Annotated in this window: 15 protein-coding genes, 1 pseudogene and 1 riboswitch; of the genes and pseudogenes, 2 read left to right on the top strand and 14 right to left on the bottom strand. The window is 64.4% G+C overall.

The annotated features are described in order from the left end of the window. Nucleotides 1-85: 85 nt before the first annotated feature. A pseudogene (locus DH08_RS14015) lies at nucleotides 86-319 on the top strand (diguanylate cyclase); the annotation flags it as partial. 358 nt (nucleotides 320-677) lie between these two features. On the opposite strand, the gene atzF reads toward DH08_RS14015, so the two are convergent. The 8 genes from atzF to DH08_RS13975 are packed head-to-tail and all read right to left on the bottom strand — an operon-like array spanning nucleotide 678 to nucleotide 8,962. Next, nucleotides 678-2,501 (bottom strand): allophanate hydrolase, encoded by a 1,824-nt coding sequence (gene atzF / locus DH08_RS14010; RefSeq protein ID WP_192179858.1) that lies wholly within the window; start codon nucleotides 2,499-2,501, stop codon nucleotides 678-680. Further along, entirely contained in the window at nucleotides 2,498-2,848 is a 351-nt protein-coding gene (locus DH08_RS14005; RefSeq protein ID WP_192179857.1) for a cupin domain-containing protein, read from the bottom strand. Before DH08_RS14005 ends, atzF begins: the two co-directional genes overlap by 4 nt. After that, the gene (locus DH08_RS14000; RefSeq protein ID WP_192179856.1) at nucleotides 2,841-3,509 is read right to left on the bottom strand and encodes a cysteine hydrolase family protein; all 669 of its coding nucleotides are present in this window, start codon (nucleotides 3,507-3,509) and stop codon (nucleotides 2,841-2,843) included. Before DH08_RS14000 ends, DH08_RS14005 begins: the two co-directional genes overlap by 8 nt. Then, nucleotides 3,509-5,041 carry an ABC transporter ATP-binding protein gene (locus DH08_RS13995; RefSeq protein WP_192179855.1) on the bottom strand — a complete coding sequence of 511 codons (1,533 nt, stop codon included), beginning with the start codon at nucleotides 5,039-5,041 and terminating at the stop codon, nucleotides 3,509-3,511. Before DH08_RS13995 ends, DH08_RS14000 begins: the two co-directional genes overlap by 1 nt. 11 nt (nucleotides 5,042-5,052) lie before the next feature. Continuing rightward, on the bottom strand, nucleotides 5,053-5,754 hold the full coding sequence (biuH, locus tag DH08_RS13990) for a biuret amidohydrolase (RefSeq protein WP_192179854.1): 702 nt from the start codon (nucleotides 5,752-5,754) through the stop codon (nucleotides 5,053-5,055). A 16-nt stretch (nucleotides 5,755-5,770) separates the two neighbouring features. Next, nucleotides 5,771-6,697 (bottom strand): ABC transporter permease, encoded by a 927-nt coding sequence (locus DH08_RS13985; RefSeq protein WP_192179853.1) that lies wholly within the window; start codon nucleotides 6,695-6,697, stop codon nucleotides 5,771-5,773. Then, on the bottom strand, nucleotides 6,697-7,815 hold the full coding sequence (locus tag DH08_RS13980; RefSeq protein WP_192179852.1) for an ABC transporter permease: 1,119 nt from the start codon (nucleotides 7,813-7,815) through the stop codon (nucleotides 6,697-6,699). Before DH08_RS13980 ends, DH08_RS13985 begins: the two co-directional genes overlap by 1 nt. 19 nt (nucleotides 7,816-7,834) lie before the next feature. Continuing rightward, nucleotides 7,835-8,962 carry a BMP family ABC transporter substrate-binding protein gene (locus DH08_RS13975; protein ID WP_192179851.1) on the bottom strand — a complete coding sequence of 376 codons (1,128 nt, stop codon included), beginning with the start codon at nucleotides 8,960-8,962 and terminating at the stop codon, nucleotides 7,835-7,837. A 294-nt stretch (nucleotides 8,963-9,256) separates the two neighbouring features. Here DH08_RS13975 and DH08_RS13970 point away from each other — a divergent pair, with 294 nt between their 5' ends. Then, nucleotides 9,257-9,946 carry a GntR family transcriptional regulator gene (locus tag DH08_RS13970; protein WP_192179850.1) on the top strand — a complete coding sequence of 230 codons (690 nt, stop codon included), beginning with the start codon at nucleotides 9,257-9,259 and terminating at the stop codon, nucleotides 9,944-9,946. A gap of 542 nt (nucleotides 9,947-10,488) precedes the next feature. On the opposite strand, the gene DH08_RS13965 is transcribed toward DH08_RS13970, so the two are convergent. The 6 genes from DH08_RS13965 to DH08_RS13940 are packed head-to-tail and all read right to left on the bottom strand — an operon-like array spanning nucleotide 10,489 to nucleotide 15,696. Then, nucleotides 10,489-11,106 carry a HupE/UreJ family protein gene (locus DH08_RS13965; protein ID WP_192179849.1) on the bottom strand — a complete coding sequence of 206 codons (618 nt, stop codon included), beginning with the start codon at nucleotides 11,104-11,106 and terminating at the stop codon, nucleotides 10,489-10,491. Between the two features lie 48 nt (nucleotides 11,107-11,154). Next, nucleotides 11,155-11,691 (bottom strand): hypothetical protein, encoded by a 537-nt coding sequence (locus tag DH08_RS13960; RefSeq protein WP_192179848.1) that lies wholly within the window; start codon nucleotides 11,689-11,691, stop codon nucleotides 11,155-11,157. Between the two features lie 2 nt (nucleotides 11,692-11,693). After that, complete coding sequence (locus tag DH08_RS13955; RefSeq protein ID WP_192179847.1) at nucleotides 11,694-12,902, bottom strand: agmatinase family protein; 1,209 nt, start codon at nucleotides 12,900-12,902, stop codon at nucleotides 11,694-11,696. Nucleotides 12,903-12,913: 11 nt separating this feature from the next. Then, nucleotides 12,914-13,723 (bottom strand): ATP-binding cassette domain-containing protein, encoded by an 810-nt coding sequence (locus DH08_RS13950; RefSeq protein WP_192179846.1) that lies wholly within the window; start codon nucleotides 13,721-13,723, stop codon nucleotides 12,914-12,916. Beyond that, complete coding sequence (locus DH08_RS13945) at nucleotides 13,720-14,598, bottom strand: ABC transporter permease (RefSeq protein WP_192179845.1); 879 nt, start codon at nucleotides 14,596-14,598, stop codon at nucleotides 13,720-13,722. The genes DH08_RS13950 and DH08_RS13945 overlap by 4 nt, the downstream gene beginning before the upstream one ends. Nucleotides 14,599-14,631: 33 nt before the next feature. After that, on the bottom strand, nucleotides 14,632-15,696 hold the full coding sequence (locus tag DH08_RS13940; protein ID WP_192179844.1) for a putative urea ABC transporter substrate-binding protein: 1,065 nt from the start codon (nucleotides 15,694-15,696) through the stop codon (nucleotides 14,632-14,634). 100 nt (nucleotides 15,697-15,796) lie between these two features. Then, nucleotides 15,797-15,912, bottom strand: a riboswitch (guanidine-I (ykkC/yxkD leader). Nucleotides 15,913-16,303 lie beyond the last annotated feature (391 nt).

The following is a 16,303-nucleotide window of genomic DNA, read 5'->3' as shown; positions in this document are numbered from 1 at the left end:
GCAGCGACCGATGAGATCACACTCCTCGATCAGGTGCCGCCACGCAGCCCCCAGCAGTAGGGCTGGGATTGGGAGCTTCCGCCCTCCCGGGGTGGACGAGGAAGAGGTCATCTCTGTGGCTGAGCGAATTCGTAAGAGCGTCGAAGCCGCCGCTTTTCCCAACCCTGCATGCAGCGTGTCGCGCCGCGTCACCCTCAGCATTGGAGTTGCAGTTCAGACGGCTGACGAGGCCATCTCACCGGAGCAGTTGCAGCGTCGGGCGGATGCGGCACTTTATCTTGCCAAGCAAACCGGCCGCAACCGAGTGCTGCTCCACTGACCGGAGTCATCCCAACGCAAACATATTCAGTCGACACGGTGATGCCAGCCCGTGACGCGATAGTAGAATAGTTGCTTCGCTACGCCGTCTGGAATAGTCGAGGCATGCGAAGGTTTGACTCGAAGCTGACTTACGAACGGCGCGACGTGAACGACCGCTTTGCGCCGCATGTTGGTCGTTGAGATCAGCTTGGCCGTTTCCTGAAAGCAGATATCGTCGGAGACCACGCTGGAGGTCGCTAGATGCTAGAAAGCTGCCGTTGGCAAACCTGGCATCCACGACTCGCTTTCGCAAGCCAACAAGGTCGACCCGAATTTTGGGTTCATTCGATTTGCGTTGGGAGGACAGCGGTCCTATTTTACCGAAGGTCAGTTTGATCGGCCACTGCTTGGTCGCGTCTAATAAAACTGCGCCAGCCACCATAGGCGGAGATATCGGACGCGTCTGAGAGGCCAGCGGTTTCCACCAGGAACCCCTTGGCCGCGCTGCCATCCTCGAGTTCGATCGTTCCTACACCGAGCGGTGGGGGGATGGCGGCGACGAACCGTCCGAAGGCGTCCGGATCAAGCCGCCAGACCTCGACGTCTATCTGCATGCCATCGCTGGCAACCCGGACGAGGCCTGGCTTGGGCGTGGACTGGCCGGCAAGAGCGTAGAGCCGGTAGGCAGGCGTGGTTCTCGTTGCTCTCGAGAATTGGGCGCCTAGATTCCGTAGCTGGCCGTTGAGCGGCATGCCCGACAGATGCGCACCGACCACCACCAAATCGATCACGCCATCGCCAGCAGTCTCGGCGGCCTGCTGGAGGCCGGGCTGCGGCCAGCCCGTGGCGCCGAGCGGAAGGCCGCTCGCCGCATGCAGGTCGCGGGCGAGCATCGCCGTCAGCGCATCTCGGCCGGCGGGCGCCAGCAGGGTGACGCTCATCGGCAGGCCGTCGCCGCGTTTGCCGGTAGGCACTGCGATGCCGCACATGTCGAGTAGGTTGACGAAGTTGGTGTAGGTGCCGAGCCGGCTGTTGGTTTCGACCGGATCGGCGAGCACAGAGCGGGTGGTGTAGTGCTTCGGCGCGGTCGGCACACAGAGCAGGTCAACCGAGGCGATGACAGGGGCGAGCTTCGCCTTGTAGGCCTGTAAGGCATAGAGGCCGCGAAAGGCGTCCACCGCCGACAGGTTCCTGGCGCCGCCGATGATCTTGCGCGTTACCGGGTGCATGGCCGCTTCGTTGGCTTCCATGAAATCGCGGATCGCCGCATAGCGCTCGGCCACCCAGGCGCCCTCGTAGAGCAGGTTGGCGGTCGCGTAGAAATCGCCGAAGGGGATTTCTACCAGCCGGCAGCCGAGCCGCGACAGCATGGCAAGCGCGGCCTCGAAGCCGGCGTGCATCGCCGCATCACCGAAGAATTTCAGGTCGGCCTTTGCCGGAATGCCGATGCTCAGCACCGGCGGGCGCGCGGCAAGCGGCTGGACGGCGATGTCGCGCGAATAGGCATCGGCAGTGTCGCGCGTAGCGGCGACCGAGAAAACCCTATAGGCGTCGTCGACGGTCAGCGCGAACACCGAGACGCAGTCGAGCGTGCGGCAGGCCGGTACGACGCCGGCAGCCGACAGCGCGCCGACCGTCGGCTTCAGCCCGACGATGTTGTTGAGGCCGGCCGGGATGCGCCCGGAGCCGGCGGTGTCGGTGCCGAGCGCGAAGGAGACGATGCCGCGCGCCGTCGCCACCGCCGAACCGGAGGAAGAGCCGCCCGGCACCAGCGTCTCGTCAATGGCGTTGCGCGGGATCGGCCAGGGCGTGCGCACGCCAACCAGGCCGGTGGCGAACTGGTCGAGATTGGTCTTGCCGACGACCAGCGCGCCGGCCGCCTTGAGCCGCGCCACCACGGTAGCGTCCTGGTCGGGCCAGTAGGTGTATTCGGCGCACGCCGCCGTCGTCGGCATGCCGGCGACGTCGATGTTGTCCTTGACGGCGAAGGGAATGCCCCAGAGGGGCTTTGCCACCGGGTGGAACGAGCCGAGTGCCACGGCCTGGGCAAGGAGATCCGCCCTGGCGGCGAGATGGATGAAGATGCCCGGATCGTCGGCCGCTTCCATGCGGGTGTAGATCGTAGTGATCACGTCACCAACGGCGAGGCCTCCCCGATAGGCTGCGTGCAGGCTCGCTATGTCGAAGTGGATTTCGCTCATTTGTCCTCCCCCAGAATGATCACCGGCAGGTCCCACTGGATCAGCACGACGCAGCCGTCCTTCGTCCACACCGAATGCTCGGTGCCGACCGGATTGAGAATCACGCTGCCGGCGGCATAGTCGCCGTTCTCGTCGCTCTGGTTGCCTTCCAGCACGACGATGGTCTCCAGCCCGACATGGCGGTGGCGCGGCACGCCTGCGCCGGGCCGGTATTTCAGGATCGCGACCGACGGCTCGACCGGCCCGCCCTTGAGCAGCCAATGCACGCTGATGCCGTCGCGGAAATGTTCGAACGCCAGATCGCGCCAGCCGCCGTCGAGCAGGCCGGCAAAGGCAAGATTAGGCATTGGCAATTCCCTCGAGCACCTGGTCGGTCGTCGCCGTCCAGCCGACGATGGCGCCCTGCGCCCTGATCATGGCGATCGCCGCCGCCTTGAACTCGGGAAAATAGCTTTCCGTCGCGTCCTCGGCGAGCAGGCACTCATAGCCGCGGTCGTTGGCCTCGCGCATCGTCGTCTGCACGCAGACCTCGGTGGTGACGCCAGCAAAGACCAGCTGTTCGGCGCCAAGCTTTCTGAGGTCGTCACCGAAGCTGGTCGCATAGAACGCGCCCTTGCCGGGCTTTTCGATGACGATCTCGCCGGGCAGTGGCGCAAGCTCGTCGAGGATCGCTGTGCCCAGCTCGCCGGCGATCAGCACGCGACCCATCGGCCCGGCATCGCCGATGCGGATCGACGGATTGCCGCGATTGCGCTTGGCCGGCGGCAGGTCGGAAAGATCGGGCTTGTGGCATTCCATGGTGTGGATCACCGGCAGGCCGGCTGCGCGAAAGCCTTCGATCAGCCGCTTCACCGTCGGCACGATCGCGGTCACCCGGCTGACGTCGTTGCCAAGGCTGGCGCCGAAGCCGCCCGGCTCGGCGAAGTCGCGCTGCATGTCGATGACGACCAGCGCCATGGTGTTCGGCTTGAAGGCGAATGGGAACGGCTGCGCTGCGATTTCAGCCATCAATGATGTCCCGCCATATGCTCGCCGATCGTCTGCACGCTCGCCTGCGCGATCGGGGTCTCGTAGACCAGCGCGCCGTCGGACATGACGAAGATGCGGTCGGAGAGTTCGAGCAGCTCGTCGAGGTCCTCCGACATCAGAAGGACGGCGGCACCGGCATTGCGCGCCTTCATGATGCGGGCGCGGATTTCGGCGACGGCCGAAAAGTCGAGGCCGAAGCACGGGTTGGAGACGATTAGCAGATCGACCTCGCCGGTGAGTTCGCGAGCGAGCACGGCGCGCTGCACATTGCCGCCCGACAGCGAGGCGATCGGCGAGGAAAGCGAGGCGGTCTTGACCTTGAACTGCTCGACCAGGCGGGCGCTGAACGTCCTGATGGTACCGGTGCTGATCCAGCTCACCGGCTTGCCATTGCCGTCAATGTCGAAGGTGCGGAAGGAGATGTTCTCGGCCACCGTCATCTTTGGCGCGCAGGCGTTCTTCAGCGGTTCCTCAGGGATGAGGCGGACATTGAGCGCGCGCGCCTCGGCGCGCGTTGCCGCATAGGCGGTGCCGCGCACCATGACTTCGCCGGCATCGCGCGGGCGCTGCCCGGCCAGCACTTCGAGGAATTCCTTTTGGCCGTTGCCGGAAATGCCGGCGATGCCGACGATCTCGCCGGAGCGAACGCCGAGATCCTCGACGCGGATCGACTTCAACCCGGTGCGGTCCGGCGCTTTCAATGCTTTGACCTTGAGCACGATCTCGGCGTCCGGCTTCGGCTCGGCGCGGCTGTCGAGGGCGGCGATCGGCTGGTCGCCGATCATCATCGCCGCCATCTGCCTGTGGTCGAGGTCGGTGACGCGGCCGGTGCCGGTCAGCCTGCCCTTGCGCAGCACGCTGACGTCGTCGGCGAACGCCGTCACCTCATGGAACTTGTGCGAGATCATCAGCACCGTGAGGTCGCCAGCCCTGGTCATGGCGCGCACCAGGCCCAGTACCTCCTGCGCCTCGCCAGGCGTGAGCACCGATGTCGGCTCGTCCAGCACCAGGAAGGAGCGACCGAGATAGAGCTGCTTGACGATCTCCAGCTTCTGCTTCTCGCCGGCGGCAAGCTCGGCCACCTTGACGTCCAGCGGCAGCTTGAACGGCATCCGCTCCATGAACTGGGCGAGCGCGGCGCGCTCCTTGCGCCAGTCGATGACCCCAGGCACTTTTTCGCGCGAAATGACCAGGTTCTCGGCACCGGTCAGCGACGGCACCAGCGTAAAATGCTGGTAGACCATGCCGAGGCCGAGCGCGGAGGCATCCCTGGGGCTGGCGATCGTTACCTCGCGGTCGTCGATGATGATGTCCCCGGAGGTCGGGTGGTAAAAACCCATCATGCATTTGACCAGCGTCGACTTGCCGGCACCGTTCTCGCCGAGCAGCGCGTGGAAGGAGCCGGCCGGCACCTTGACCGAGACATCGTCGAGTGCGGTGAAGGCGCCGAAGCGCATGGTCATGCCGATGGTCTCGACGCCGACCGCCTTCATGCGGGTGGTTGGGCTCATCCCCTGTCTCCTCACGGCAGCTGGGCGACGAGCGCGGCCGCGTTCGACACCGCGCCGAAGACGCCGCCCTGCATCTTGATCATCTTGATCGCGGCCAGATGATTGCCGTAATCGGTGGCGCCGCAGCAATCCTCCAGCATCACGCATTCGAAGCCGCGGTCATTGGCCTCGCGCATGGTGGTGTGGACGCAGACATCGGTGGTGATGCCGGTCAGAACGATGTTGTCGATGCCGCGCTGGTTGAGGATCAGCTCCAGATCGGTGGCGCAGAAAGAGCCCTTGCCCGGCTTGTCGATGATCGGCTCGCCCTCGGCCGGATAGAGATCGGGGATGATGTCCCAGCCCGGCTCGCCGCGCACCAGGATGCGCCCGCAGGGCCCGGGATCGCCGATGCCGGCATTGATGCGGCGCGAGCGCCAGCGCTTGTTGGCCGGCAGGTCGGCGAGGTCGGGTCGATGGCCCTCGCGGGTGTGGATGATGGTGTAGCCCTTCTCGCGCATCGCCGACAGCACCGACTTGATCGGCTCGATCGGGGCGCGGACCAGCGACAAATCGTAGCCCATGTGGTCGACATAGCCGCCCGGTCCGCAGAAATCGGTCTGCATATCGATGATGATCAGCGCCGTGTTGTCGGGCCTCAGATCGCCATTGTAGGGCCACGGATAGGGATCGGCGTCGATATATCGCTGGGTGATCCCGGCTCTGGCGTTCATGGCAAAACCTCCGGTCTCATTTGGTGATCGACAGTTCGCCCGGCGCGCCGGCGAGCGAGCGGCTCGGCGACGAGGTGGCAATCATGATGACGAGGGTGAGGATGTAAGGGGCGGCGTAAAAGAGGTAGTAGCCTTGCGTGACGCCGACCGACTGCAGTGCCGGCCCCAGCGCGCCGGCGCCGCCGAACAGAAGGGCGGCGGCAAAGCAGCCGAGCGGGTTCCAGCGCGCGAAGATGACCAGCGCCACCGCCATCAGCCCTTGCCCCGACGAGATGCCTTCGGTCCAGCTGCCGGGATAGTAGAGCGACAAATAGGCGCCGCCGATGCCGGCCAGTGCGCCGCCGACGCCAGTGGCGGCGAGCCGCACCGTGTTCGGATTGAGGCCCATGGCGCGCGCCGCGTCGGAACTGTCGCCGACGACGCGCAGGATCAGGCCGGCGCGGGTGTTGCGGAAGGCCCACCACAGGAACACCGCCAGTGCGGCGCCGATCAGGAACAGCATATTGACGTCGAGCGCTGCCTGCACCTGCGGAATGTCCGACCAGGCTCCCAAGGGAATGGCCGGCAGGTCAGGCGCAGAAGGCTGGATGAACGGCTTGCCGAAGAAGAAGGCGAGGCCCGAACCGAACAGCATCAGGGCAATGCCGATGGCGATGTCGTTGACCTTCGGGAATTTGCAGATCCAGCCGTGGAACAGGCCGAAGCAGAGGCCGGCGAAGGCGGCGGCGATGAGGCCGAGCCAGGGCGAGCCGGTCATCACCGCGACCGCATAGGCGCTCATGGCGCCGAACACCAGCGTGCCTTCGAGGCCGAGGTTGATGCGGCCGGAGCGTTCGGTGATGGCTTCGCCGAGCGACACGAAGATGAAGGGCGTCGAAACGCGGATGGCGCCGCCGAGGATGGCGAGCGGCACGCCCCAGAGGCCGATCCCGGTGGCGTCCATCAGCTGCTCCTTTGCCAGAGATCGGGGTTGAACGCCTTGAAGCGGCCGTAGAGGGTCTCGCTGAACAGGATGACGATGAACAGCATGCCCTGCAGCACCAGCACGGTGGCGTCGGGAAGGTCCATGCGGCGCTGGATCAGTCCGCCGGACGCATCGATGCCGCCCAGCAGGAAAGCGACCGGGATGATGGCCAGCGGATTGTGGCGGGCAAGGAAGGCGACGAGGATGCCGGTGTAGCCATAGCCGGCGGCGAGCGAGGCGTTGGCGCTGCCCTGCACGGCCGCGACCTCCAGCATGCCGGCGAGGCCTGCGAAGGCGCCGGCCAGCCCGGTGAAACCGACGATCAGCGAGCCGACGGCGAGCCCCTGCACCTGGGCCGCCCTGACATTGCCGCCGGCGATGCGTGCGGCAAAGCCCCAGCGGGTCTTTTCGATCAGCACCCAGGACAGCATGCAGGCGACGACGCCGACGGCAAGGCCCCAATGCACCTCCATGCCCGGCATGTTGCCGATGCGGTAGATCTCGGCCAGCGGCTGGGTCGAGGGCTTGTTGAGCGAGGCCGGGTCACGCAGCGGTCCTTCGACCAGCTGGTTCATCAGGGCGATGGCGATGTAGGCCATCAGCAGGCTGGAGATGGTCTCGTTGACGGCGCGGTAATGGCGGAGCGCACCGACGGCACCGATCCAGATGCCGCCGGCGGCCATGCCCGCCACGCCCATGACGAGAATGACGATGAAGGAGGGGGCGCCGTTGAGCGCCATGCCGGCTGCCGCGGCGGCGACGCCGCCGAGCACGATGGCGCCCTCACCGCCGATGACGACGAGGCCGAGCCGGGCCGGCAGCGCCACGCAGAGCGCCGCCAGCAGCAAGGGAGCGGCACGCGACAGCGAGTTCTGGACCGAGAACCACGAGCCGAAGCCGCCGCGCCACATCGTTTCATACAGCTGGATTGGCGACTTGCCGACAGCCAGGATGAACAGGCTGAACAGCACCATGCCGACGATCAGCGCCGCGATCGGAATGACGAAGGCTTCCGCCCGCCGGGCGATCCATTCGAGCGCCGCCGGATACCCCCTGGCACCGAACGTCGCCGGCGCGCCTGCCACCGTGTCTGTCATATTGCCGCCTCCGTCCGGTTCAGGCGGTCGAGCCGACGACGCCCTCGACGAGATAGTCCATGCTTTCGAGCTCGATGGCGGTCTCGGCGAAAGCCTGGCCTTCGGTCGCCACGACGACGCCCTTGTTGCTCGTCAACGGGCCCTTGATGACCGAGAAGCCGCCCTTCATCATTTCGGCCAGCGTGGCGTCGAACTGCTTGCGCGCCGGCTCGGAGACGGCGGGGCCGAGCGGGCTCATCTTGACGAAGCCGTCGGCCAGTCCGCCGCGGGTGAAATTGGGCAGCGGCTTGCCGGCGATGAGGTCGTCGACGAACATCTTGTAGACCTTGGCCCAGTTCCATTCGGCGCCGGTCAGGTATTTCTCGGGTGCCAGCGGGCTCTGGTTGGCGTGGTAGCCGCAGACGAAGGCGCCGCGGCCGGCGGCGGTCTCGACGACCACCTTGGGACTGTCGACATGGCAGGTGATGACATCGGCGCCCTGGTCGACCAGCGCGTTGGTGGCTTCCGCTTCCTTGACCGCCAGCGACCACTCGCCGGTGAAGATCGCCTGGCAGGTGATGGTCGGGTCGACCGAGCGCGCGCCAAGCAGGAAGGAGTTGATGTTGAGCAGGACCTGCGGGATCGGTTTTGCCGCGACGAAGCCGAGCTTCTTGGTCTTCGAGGTGTGGCCGGCGACGACGCCGTTCAGATACTGGCCCATGCCGATATAGCCGAAATAGGAGCCGGCATTCATCGGATGCTTGTCCTTGTTCCACATGCCGCCGCAATGGCGAAACTGGACGTCGGGGAATTTCGCGCACATGGCCAGCATATGTGGGTCGAAATAGCCGAAAGAGGTCGGGAAGATCAGCGAGGCGCCGTCGAGGTTGATCATCGATTCCATCGTCTTCTGGACGTCGACCGTCTCGGGGACGTTCTCTTCCTCGACGATGGAGATGCCCTCGATGCCCTTCAGCGCGGCGGCACCCTCGGCATGCGCCTGGTTGTAGCCATAGTCATCCTTCGGGCCGACATAGATGAAGCCGACGGTCGCAGCGGCGGCGAAGGCGCGACCGATGGGAAAGGATGCCGAAGCCAGCCCAAGCGCGGCTCCGGCGGCGGACGTCTTGAGCAACTGGCGGCGGCTAAGCGTGAACCTCGCAGTCATAGTGAATGCTCCCCTATTGGACCCTTTTCCGGGTCGGTTAACTTGCCATCAAAAAAGTGCATGCAATCACCGTGCCAGTTCCAAACTCACAATTTATTAAATGAAATCAATAACCGCATCGCAAGCATCTGCTCACGCCACAGGCAACTGCATGCACTTTTTGCCTTGAAAACAGCCAGTTTGACAAGCAGATTAAAATAAAGGCATAGAGAGGTACACTGAGTCGAAGAGGCCGATAAGCCGCTCGACTCCACGAGAAGACCAGACGGAGGAAATGTGTCGGGGAAGCGCAGCTTGGTCAGGTCGGGCACGACCGTGGATCAGATGGTGAGGGCGATCGGCGACCGGATCGTCACCGGCTTCCTGCGCCCCGGCGAAAAGCTCGACGAGACCTCGCTCGCAGCCCGCTTCGACGTATCACGCACTCCGGTCCGGGAGGCGCTCGGCCAGCTCAGCGCCATGGGCCTGGTCGAAAGGCGGCCCAACCGTGGCGCCATCGTCGCGGTGGTGACGCAGGAGCATCTCGCCTCGATGTTCGAGAGCATGGCCGAACTGGAGGCGATCTGCGCCCGCTTCTCGGCCGAGCGCATGACCAGCGGCGAGCGCCGCTTGCTCGAGATCGAGCATCAGGCTTCGGCACGGCTGGTGCAACTGGGCGCCGAAGAGGACTATGAATATTTCAACACCGAGTTCCACACCCGGCTCTATCGCGGCGCTCACAACACCCATGTCTATGAGATGACCACCATGACGCGCAGCCGGCTAGCGCCCTTCCGGCGCGCGCAGTTCATGCTGCCGGGGCGTCTCGCTAAATCCTGGCAAGAGCATGACGCCATCGTCACCGCGATCATGCGCGGCGATGGCAATGCCGCTGGCAAGGCTGCCAAGGATCACGTCTCCATCGTCAGCGAAGCAAGCGCTGTCTTTGCCCTCGGCGAGCAGCCGAAGGGCGCAAGGACGACAATGCCGGTCACTGCCAGCTGACGAGCAACGCTTGCGAACGACAGGACTGGCGGCCAGAGGGTCAAAGTCAACTTTGGGTCAGTCCGGAGGCCTTAGTTCCCTCAAGTGAAACGTCCGCTCCCGCTCTTCGGACGCTAGAAGCTGCCAGTCCGCTGTCGGCCCCTGGGCAGTCGTTCCCTGATCCATGTCAGAAGCGCTCCCGGCTTGATGTCGTGGGTAAGCGCACGAACGATTTCGCATTCGACACCATGCGTCGTCAGCGCCTTCGTGAACTCCGCGAGCATCCGATCGGTGCGACATGTCCCGCCAGGGAGAATCTGCCGAAAATACTTGGGGCAACCTCTATTCGCGCGGGCGTCCGTACTGATTCCATGCGGCAATCGCGCCGACCATCATCGTGCGCCCGCCGTGCCGCAAGCCCGCGAAAGGCGTCAGCCATTCGCGGGCAGATCGATCAGAGTCGCTCGGCCCGCACCTTCAGGACCTGGTATAGCACGGTTCGAATGCGTCGCCACAGTCGCATATGATCACCTATTGTTCGCTGCGATCGCTCCTGCCGCCGTTCAGATGAATTGCGCCGCGAGTGCTGCGCCGACCAGCGATGTGCCGACCCCGGCCGTGCGAATCGCCGCCGGCCAGCGCCGAAGCGTCAGGGCGGCGAGTCCCCCGGTCGTGTGCAGTGCCGAAGTGGCGACGACGAAGCCGATCGCGTAGGCGATGCCGCTGGCCGTCTCGGGAATTTCGAGGCCGTGGGCATTGCCGTGGAAGAGCCCGGAGAGAGCAGTCAGCAAAGCTGCGACAGCAAGCGGCAAAGGTCTGGCAAGCGCCATCATGGCGCCGAAGACCACCAGCGACAAAGCGATGCCGGACTCCAGCGACGGCAAGCCGATCCCGGTGAGGCCGAGCATGGCGCCGGCGATCATCGCCGCGACAAAACACGATGGCACGACGACGATGGCTGTGCCACCTGTCCGGGCGGCGATGACGCCGACGGCCATCATGGCAAGCAGATGGTCGATACCGGCTAGCGGATGTTCAACGCCGCTCAGAAATCCGTGGACATGAAGGCCGCCGCTGTGGGCGAAGGCCAAGGACGGCATGAGGACCGCAGCGGCGGTCAGGGCAAGCCTGGACAAGGCTGCCGGGGTGAGCCTGCCGAGAATCAAAAGTGTTGTTTTCATCGTTCTGGACCTGTTTGAAAGGAGAGTGATCGGTTCGAAGCCGGGGGCTCATTGTCCGGACCCTGGCATGGCGATCTGCGCGGCTTCGGATCTGTCGGCCAAAAGCCGCGCCTCGCCGAAGTCGAGGGGCCTTTGCACGGTGCCGTCATGGTAGACGAAGGCCAGGCGTCGCCGGTGCGATGTCAATTTCGCGGGCAGCGGGTGATAGGTCACGCCGGCGCCGCCGATCAGCGGCATGACGGCGCCGACATCGACCATGTCCTGCGTCTCGACGCGCAGCAAATGCATACGCAAGCCGCCGGTGGTTTCGCCGACGAACGGAATTCCGGCCAGCCGCAGGAAACTGGAGGGATCGGGCGCCCGCGCAAAGCCTTCGAGAAAGGCGATCTCGACGAGATCGAGATCCGTCGTCCGCGGGTCGGCGGGTTCGGGCGCATGGTCGTGCGGCAGATGCGGTGTCTGCCATTGCAACGGCTTGCCGGCCGGCCCGTTGTGACCGACAGGGTGCGGATGATGGTGGTGACCATTCGGTGCGTGATGGTGGTCGCCGTGGTCATGGCCGTGGTGATGATGGTCGTCGTGCATGGTCAAAAACTCGTCGGCTTGTCGATGATGGATTTGTGCTTGCCGAGATTGCCGTGGGCGACCATCGAGCCGAGCGCCTCGACGACAACCCGCACGCCGAAGAGCGCGGTGATGTCCGACGTGTCGTAGGGCGGCGACACCTCGACCACTTCCAGTCCGCAGATACCGGGCGCCGAGACAAGTCCGAGCAGCTTCAGCGCCTCGCGCGGCAGGAAGCCGCCGGGCTCCGGCCAGCCGGTACCGGGCACGAAACCGCAATCGATGCTGTCGACATCGAAGGAGATGTAGACCGCGTCGGTATCCTTCCATGCCAGTTCGAGCGCGATTTCCGCCGCCTTCTCCAGCCCCATCTGTTCGATGTCGGAAATCGTCAGCACGTTGGTGCCGCGCTTCCTCGCCTCGGCCACGCCATAGCGGGGCACCTGCCAGCCGCCAATGCCGAGTTGCACCAGATTGGTGGCCGAGACGTTCGGCAGGTTGGTCGCCCAGTACCACGGCGTCGTGTGCATGCGCTCGTCGAGATCCTTTTCCTGGATGTCGATGTGGCGGTCGAAATGGATGATGCCGATGCGCTTGGAGGTCACGTCGGCAATGCCACGCACGCAAGGAAATCCGATCGAATGGTCGCCACCCAGCATGATCGGCAGCGCACCCGACGAAGCGACATGGCTGACGCCCTTGGTGATCTGGTCGAAGCTCTTTTCGAGATTGGCCGGGATGGTGAAGACGTCGCCGGCGTCGCACAGTGTCATCTGCTCGCGCAGGTCAACGCCGAGCTCGTAATTATAAGGCGTGTAGAGCGCCGAGATGCGGCGGATGCCTTGCGGTCCGAAACGGGTTCCGGGCCGGTAGGTGGTGCCGCTGTCGAATGGAATGCCCATGACGGCGGCGTCATACCTGCCGACATCGCGGACGTTCTCGACATAGGGCGCCTTGAGGAAAGTGTTGATGCCGGCAAAATGCGGCAGCTCGCCGCGTGCGAATGTCGGGATCGACTTGTCGATGATCGAATCCGATCCCGGCAAGCCCATATCCAGTGCCCATTTCTGTTCCTTGCGCCAGCCATCCTCGGGCAGCTTTCCTTCCGCCTCGATCGACTTCCAGCCCTGCATGTCACGGATTTCGAAGTTGGGATGATGGAAGCGCTGACGTGGCTGCCGGTCGAGTAGCCCGGCGCGGCGATGCCGGCGTTCTGGAATGCCTCTGTGCATGAAAACCTCCTTCACGACGCCGTCGTCGCGATTGCGCTGTCCGGTCGGGTCGTCCCGACCATCGCGGCCACTTTGGCCACGTCTTGTGGGGAAGCCCGGTTCTTGCGGTCGAGCTTCAGGTCGTAGGTGATCGTCGCGCCATAGGCGGACGGGAACTGGCGGTCATGGCGCACCTTGTCGAAGACGAGCACGCGGGTGCCGAGCTTGAAGGCCTCGCCGATATCGTGGGTGACCATGACGACGGTCATGCCGTGTTCGGTCCATAGCTCGGTGAGCAGTTCGTGCATCTCGACGCGAATGCCGGGATCCAGCGCGCCGAACGGCTCGTCGAGAAGCAGGATCTGAGGCCGGCCGAGCAAGGTCTGGGCTATCGCCAGCCGCTGCTGCATGCCGCCCGAGAGCGAGGCCGGATAGAGGTCGCGCGCATGGGCGAGGCCGACGCGCTCCAGCATGGTTTCGGCCTCTTGCCTGGCGTTTCTGCGTCTGACGCCGAAGACGCGGCCGAACGGTCCGCCCGAGCGAAAGTCTTCGACCAAAAGCAGGTTCTGCAGGGCAGTCAGATGCGGAAACACCGAATAGCGCTGGAAGACGATGCCGCGTTGCGTCGTCGGCTGCGGCACGATCGGCCGATCGCCGACAACGACCACGCCGCCGCTCTGCTGTTCCTGACCGAGCAGGATGCGCAGGAAGGTCGATTTTCCGCAGCCGCTGGCGCCGACCAATGACAGGAACTCGCCGGCCTCGGCGGTGACATTAACGCGTTCCAGCACGCGGGCATCGCCGTAGCTCTTCTCCAGTCCATGGACGACGATGCGGCTCATTTGTCCTGCACCGGATGAGCCCAGGGGGAGATGACGTGCGAGAGCCGCACCAGCAACCAGTCGGTGATGACGGCTAGCAAAGTGATCCAGGCGACGTAAGGCAGGATGACGTCCATCGACAGATAGCGGCGGACGAGGAAGATGCGGTAGCCCAGCCCCTCGGTCGAGGCGATGGCTTCCGCCGCGATCAGGAACAGCCACGCCGGTCCAAGCGCCAGCCGCACGCAGGTGATGAGGCGCGGCGTGACCTGCGGCAACACCAGCCGCAGCACCATGGTCCAGCTGTTGCCGCCCAGCGTCTGCGCCTTGGCGACGAGTTCGGACGGCAGCTCCATCACCCGGTTGGCGATGTCGCGCACCATGACCGGGGCGACACCGAGAGCGATCAATGTGATCTTGGCCGTTTCGCCGAGGCCAAGTGCGATGAACAGGATCGGCAGCAGGGCCAATGGCGGAATGACGCAGACAACGGTGACAAAGGGAAGCAGAAAAGCCCTGACACGCGGGATGAAGCCGATGGCGACGCCGAGGCAAAGAGCGGCCAGCGTCGCCACACTGACGCCTGCGAACAGCCTGACCAGGCTGGCAAAAGTGTCTGCCCACAGGATGAGGTCGCCGGAGCGTTTGTCCGGAACCGTGGCAAGATCCAGGAAAGCCGACCACATCTGTGCAGGGGAGGGCAGCAACTTGTCGCTGGGGTTGACGGCCAGTCTTTGCGCCGACGCGAAGAGATAGGCGACCGCCACGGCGGCAAACGGCAGGGTCCCAAGGAACAGGGCTCCGCCTCGCGACACCGTCGCGTTGATCAGGCGAAGCCGCGGCCTGCGCCGAGGGGCGCGCGCGACGTCAGCGCCCCCCTCGGGTACAGCGTTCATGGCGCCGCTTCCTCTGGCCAGCATGGCCGCGCCCTACAGCGTTCCAGCCGCCGCCAGGGCCATATAAGCCGGATCGAAACGCAGTTTGACGTTCTTGGCGTCGCCCAGCGTCGAGCCGTCGGGGAAGCTCATGCCGATCACGTCGACACTCGGCGCATTGGCGCCGAGGATGCCGTGGCTGAACAGGAAGTTGCGGACCATATCCATGGTCTTCGGCAATTCGGCGCCGTTCGTGAAGTCCACCGCCTTGGCCGGCTCGAAGAACATCGCCGTCGACGCCAGCTGCGCGTCGAAGCCGGCAAGATCCGTACCCGAAGCCTTGGCCATCTCTTCCTTGGCCGCCTTGCCTTCGGGCGAACCTGAGGTCATCAGCGCCATTGCTTCGTACCATGCGCCGACCAGCGCCTTGCCCAATGCCGGATTGTCCTTCAGCGTCTCGGTGTTGACGACCATCAGGTCGATGATCTCACCGGGTATCTGCGCCGAATCGAACACCTTGTGAGCGCCCGGCATGGCGACGATCTCGGAGACGAGCGGATTCCAGGTGACGACGGAGGTGACGTCGCTGGTGCCGTAGGCGGCGACCATGTCGGCGTCGGAGGTGTTGACCACCGCGATGTCCTTCTCGGCCAGCCCGACCGTGTCCAGCGCGCGCGCCAGCAGATAGTGCGAGACCGAGAGCTCGACGAGATTGACCTTCTGGCCGGCAATGTCCTTGAGCGCGGCCTTGTCCTTGAGGATGACGGCGTCATTGCCGTTGGAGAAGTCGCCGACGATCAAGGCGGTCGTGTCGACGCCGCCGCCGGCCGGGATCGACAGCGCGTCCATGTTGGTCATCGAGCAGCCGTCGAAGCCGCCGGCGGTGTACTGGTTGATGCTCTCGACATAGTCGTTGATGCGGGTGATCTCGACATTGATGCCGTATTTGTCGGCCCATTTCTTCATGATGCCGCTGTCGGAGAGATAGCCCCAGGGCATCCAGCCGACATAGATCGACCAGCAGATCTTGAAGTCATTCTTCGGCGCTGCTTGCGCTGTTGCGATGAAGGGAAGGCTGACTGATGCGGCTAGGATGATTGCGGCCAGCTTGCAAAGCATTGCGTACCCCTGTTTGCGATCCGGGTTGCGCCCGGACGTCTGTTGGGGGTTCACAGAGCGCGCATCCGGGAGAGGTTCGCGCCAGCAAACCCGTGCAGGGTTCTCCCGGGATTTTGGCCCGCCGTGTTCCGCCGGATGCCTCAATGCATCCCTGGCGGTCGCGTCTCTTGGACCAGCGCCGTGATCGACACGGCCGGAACCCTAGACGCTCTGCACGTTAAGCAACCAAGCAAGGGGCGTGCCAGTCCAGCGATACCGCTCTGCGGCGGCTTTTCTCCCGATTTGAAGGCAGTCGCGTCATGCTGATGCCGCAAAAAACATCGCAACGCTGACCGATTAGGCAGTATTTGGCGACGCCCATTCGGAGAACAATAGTGGAAAATGTATGCACACGTGAAAGTCGCGGAGAATGTGCTACATGTGACACCTATTGTGATACAAATCGGAGGTGAGCAGCAGAAAAAAGGCAATAAAAACAATTCTTTATAGAAGAGATCGATCCCAGCCGACGGTACCATCGGCTTGCAGCCGTTGGTCTGTGATACCTCAACATTGTGGGCCTTTGCACTGCAACTCCCCTTCTCATCGAAGACACGCGTCACACCTA

Origin of the sequence: Mesorhizobium amorphae (genome assembly GCF_014843845.1) — a bacterium.
Lineage (GTDB): Bacteria > Pseudomonadota > Alphaproteobacteria > Rhizobiales > Rhizobiaceae > Mesorhizobium > Mesorhizobium amorphae_A.
The sequence above is the reverse complement of the archived record's forward strand: the minus strand, read 5'-3'. Positions and strand labels throughout refer to the sequence as shown.

Bases quoted from the DNA above. Each gene is read 5' to 3' on its own strand.
- biuH (WP_192179854.1), bottom strand. From the start codon at position 5,754: ATGAACGCCAGAGCCGGGATCACCCAGCGATATATCGACGCCGATCCC.
- DH08_RS13965 (WP_192179849.1), bottom strand. From the start codon at position 11,106: ATGAAAACAACACTTTTGATTCTCGGCAGGCTCACCCCGGCAGCCTTG.
- DH08_RS13980 (WP_192179852.1), bottom strand. From the start codon at position 7,815: ATGACAGACACGGTGGCAGGCGCGCCGGCGACGTTCGGTGCCAGGGGG.
- DH08_RS13995 (WP_192179855.1), bottom strand. From the start codon at position 5,041: ATGAGCCCAACCACCCGCATGAAGGCGGTCGGCGTCGAGACCATCGGC.
- DH08_RS13955 (WP_192179847.1), bottom strand. From the start codon at position 12,902: ATGCACAGAGGCATTCCAGAACGCCGGCATCGCCGCGCCGGGCTACTC.
- DH08_RS13940 (WP_192179844.1), bottom strand. From the start codon at position 15,696: ATGCTTTGCAAGCTGGCCGCAATCATCCTAGCCGCATCAGTCAGCCTT.
- DH08_RS13985 (WP_192179853.1), bottom strand. From the start codon at position 6,697: ATGGACGCCACCGGGATCGGCCTCTGGGGCGTGCCGCTCGCCATCCTC.
- DH08_RS14000 (WP_192179856.1), bottom strand. From the start codon at position 3,509: ATGGCTGAAATCGCAGCGCAGCCGTTCCCATTCGCCTTCAAGCCGAAC.
- atzF (WP_192179858.1), bottom strand. From the start codon at position 2,501: ATGAGCGAAATCCACTTCGACATAGCGAGCCTGCACGCAGCCTATCGG.
- DH08_RS13960 (WP_192179848.1), bottom strand. From the start codon at position 11,691: ATGCACGACGACCATCATCACCACGGCCATGACCACGGCGACCACCAT.
- DH08_RS13975 (WP_192179851.1), bottom strand. From the start codon at position 8,962: ATGACTGCGAGGTTCACGCTTAGCCGCCGCCAGTTGCTCAAGACGTCC.
- DH08_RS13950 (WP_192179846.1), bottom strand. From the start codon at position 13,723: ATGAGCCGCATCGTCGTCCATGGACTGGAGAAGAGCTACGGCGATGCC.
- DH08_RS14005 (WP_192179857.1), bottom strand. From the start codon at position 2,848: ATGCCTAATCTTGCCTTTGCCGGCCTGCTCGACGGCGGCTGGCGCGAT.
- DH08_RS13945 (WP_192179845.1), bottom strand. From the start codon at position 14,598: ATGAACGCTGTACCCGAGGGGGGCGCTGACGTCGCGCGCGCCCCTCGG.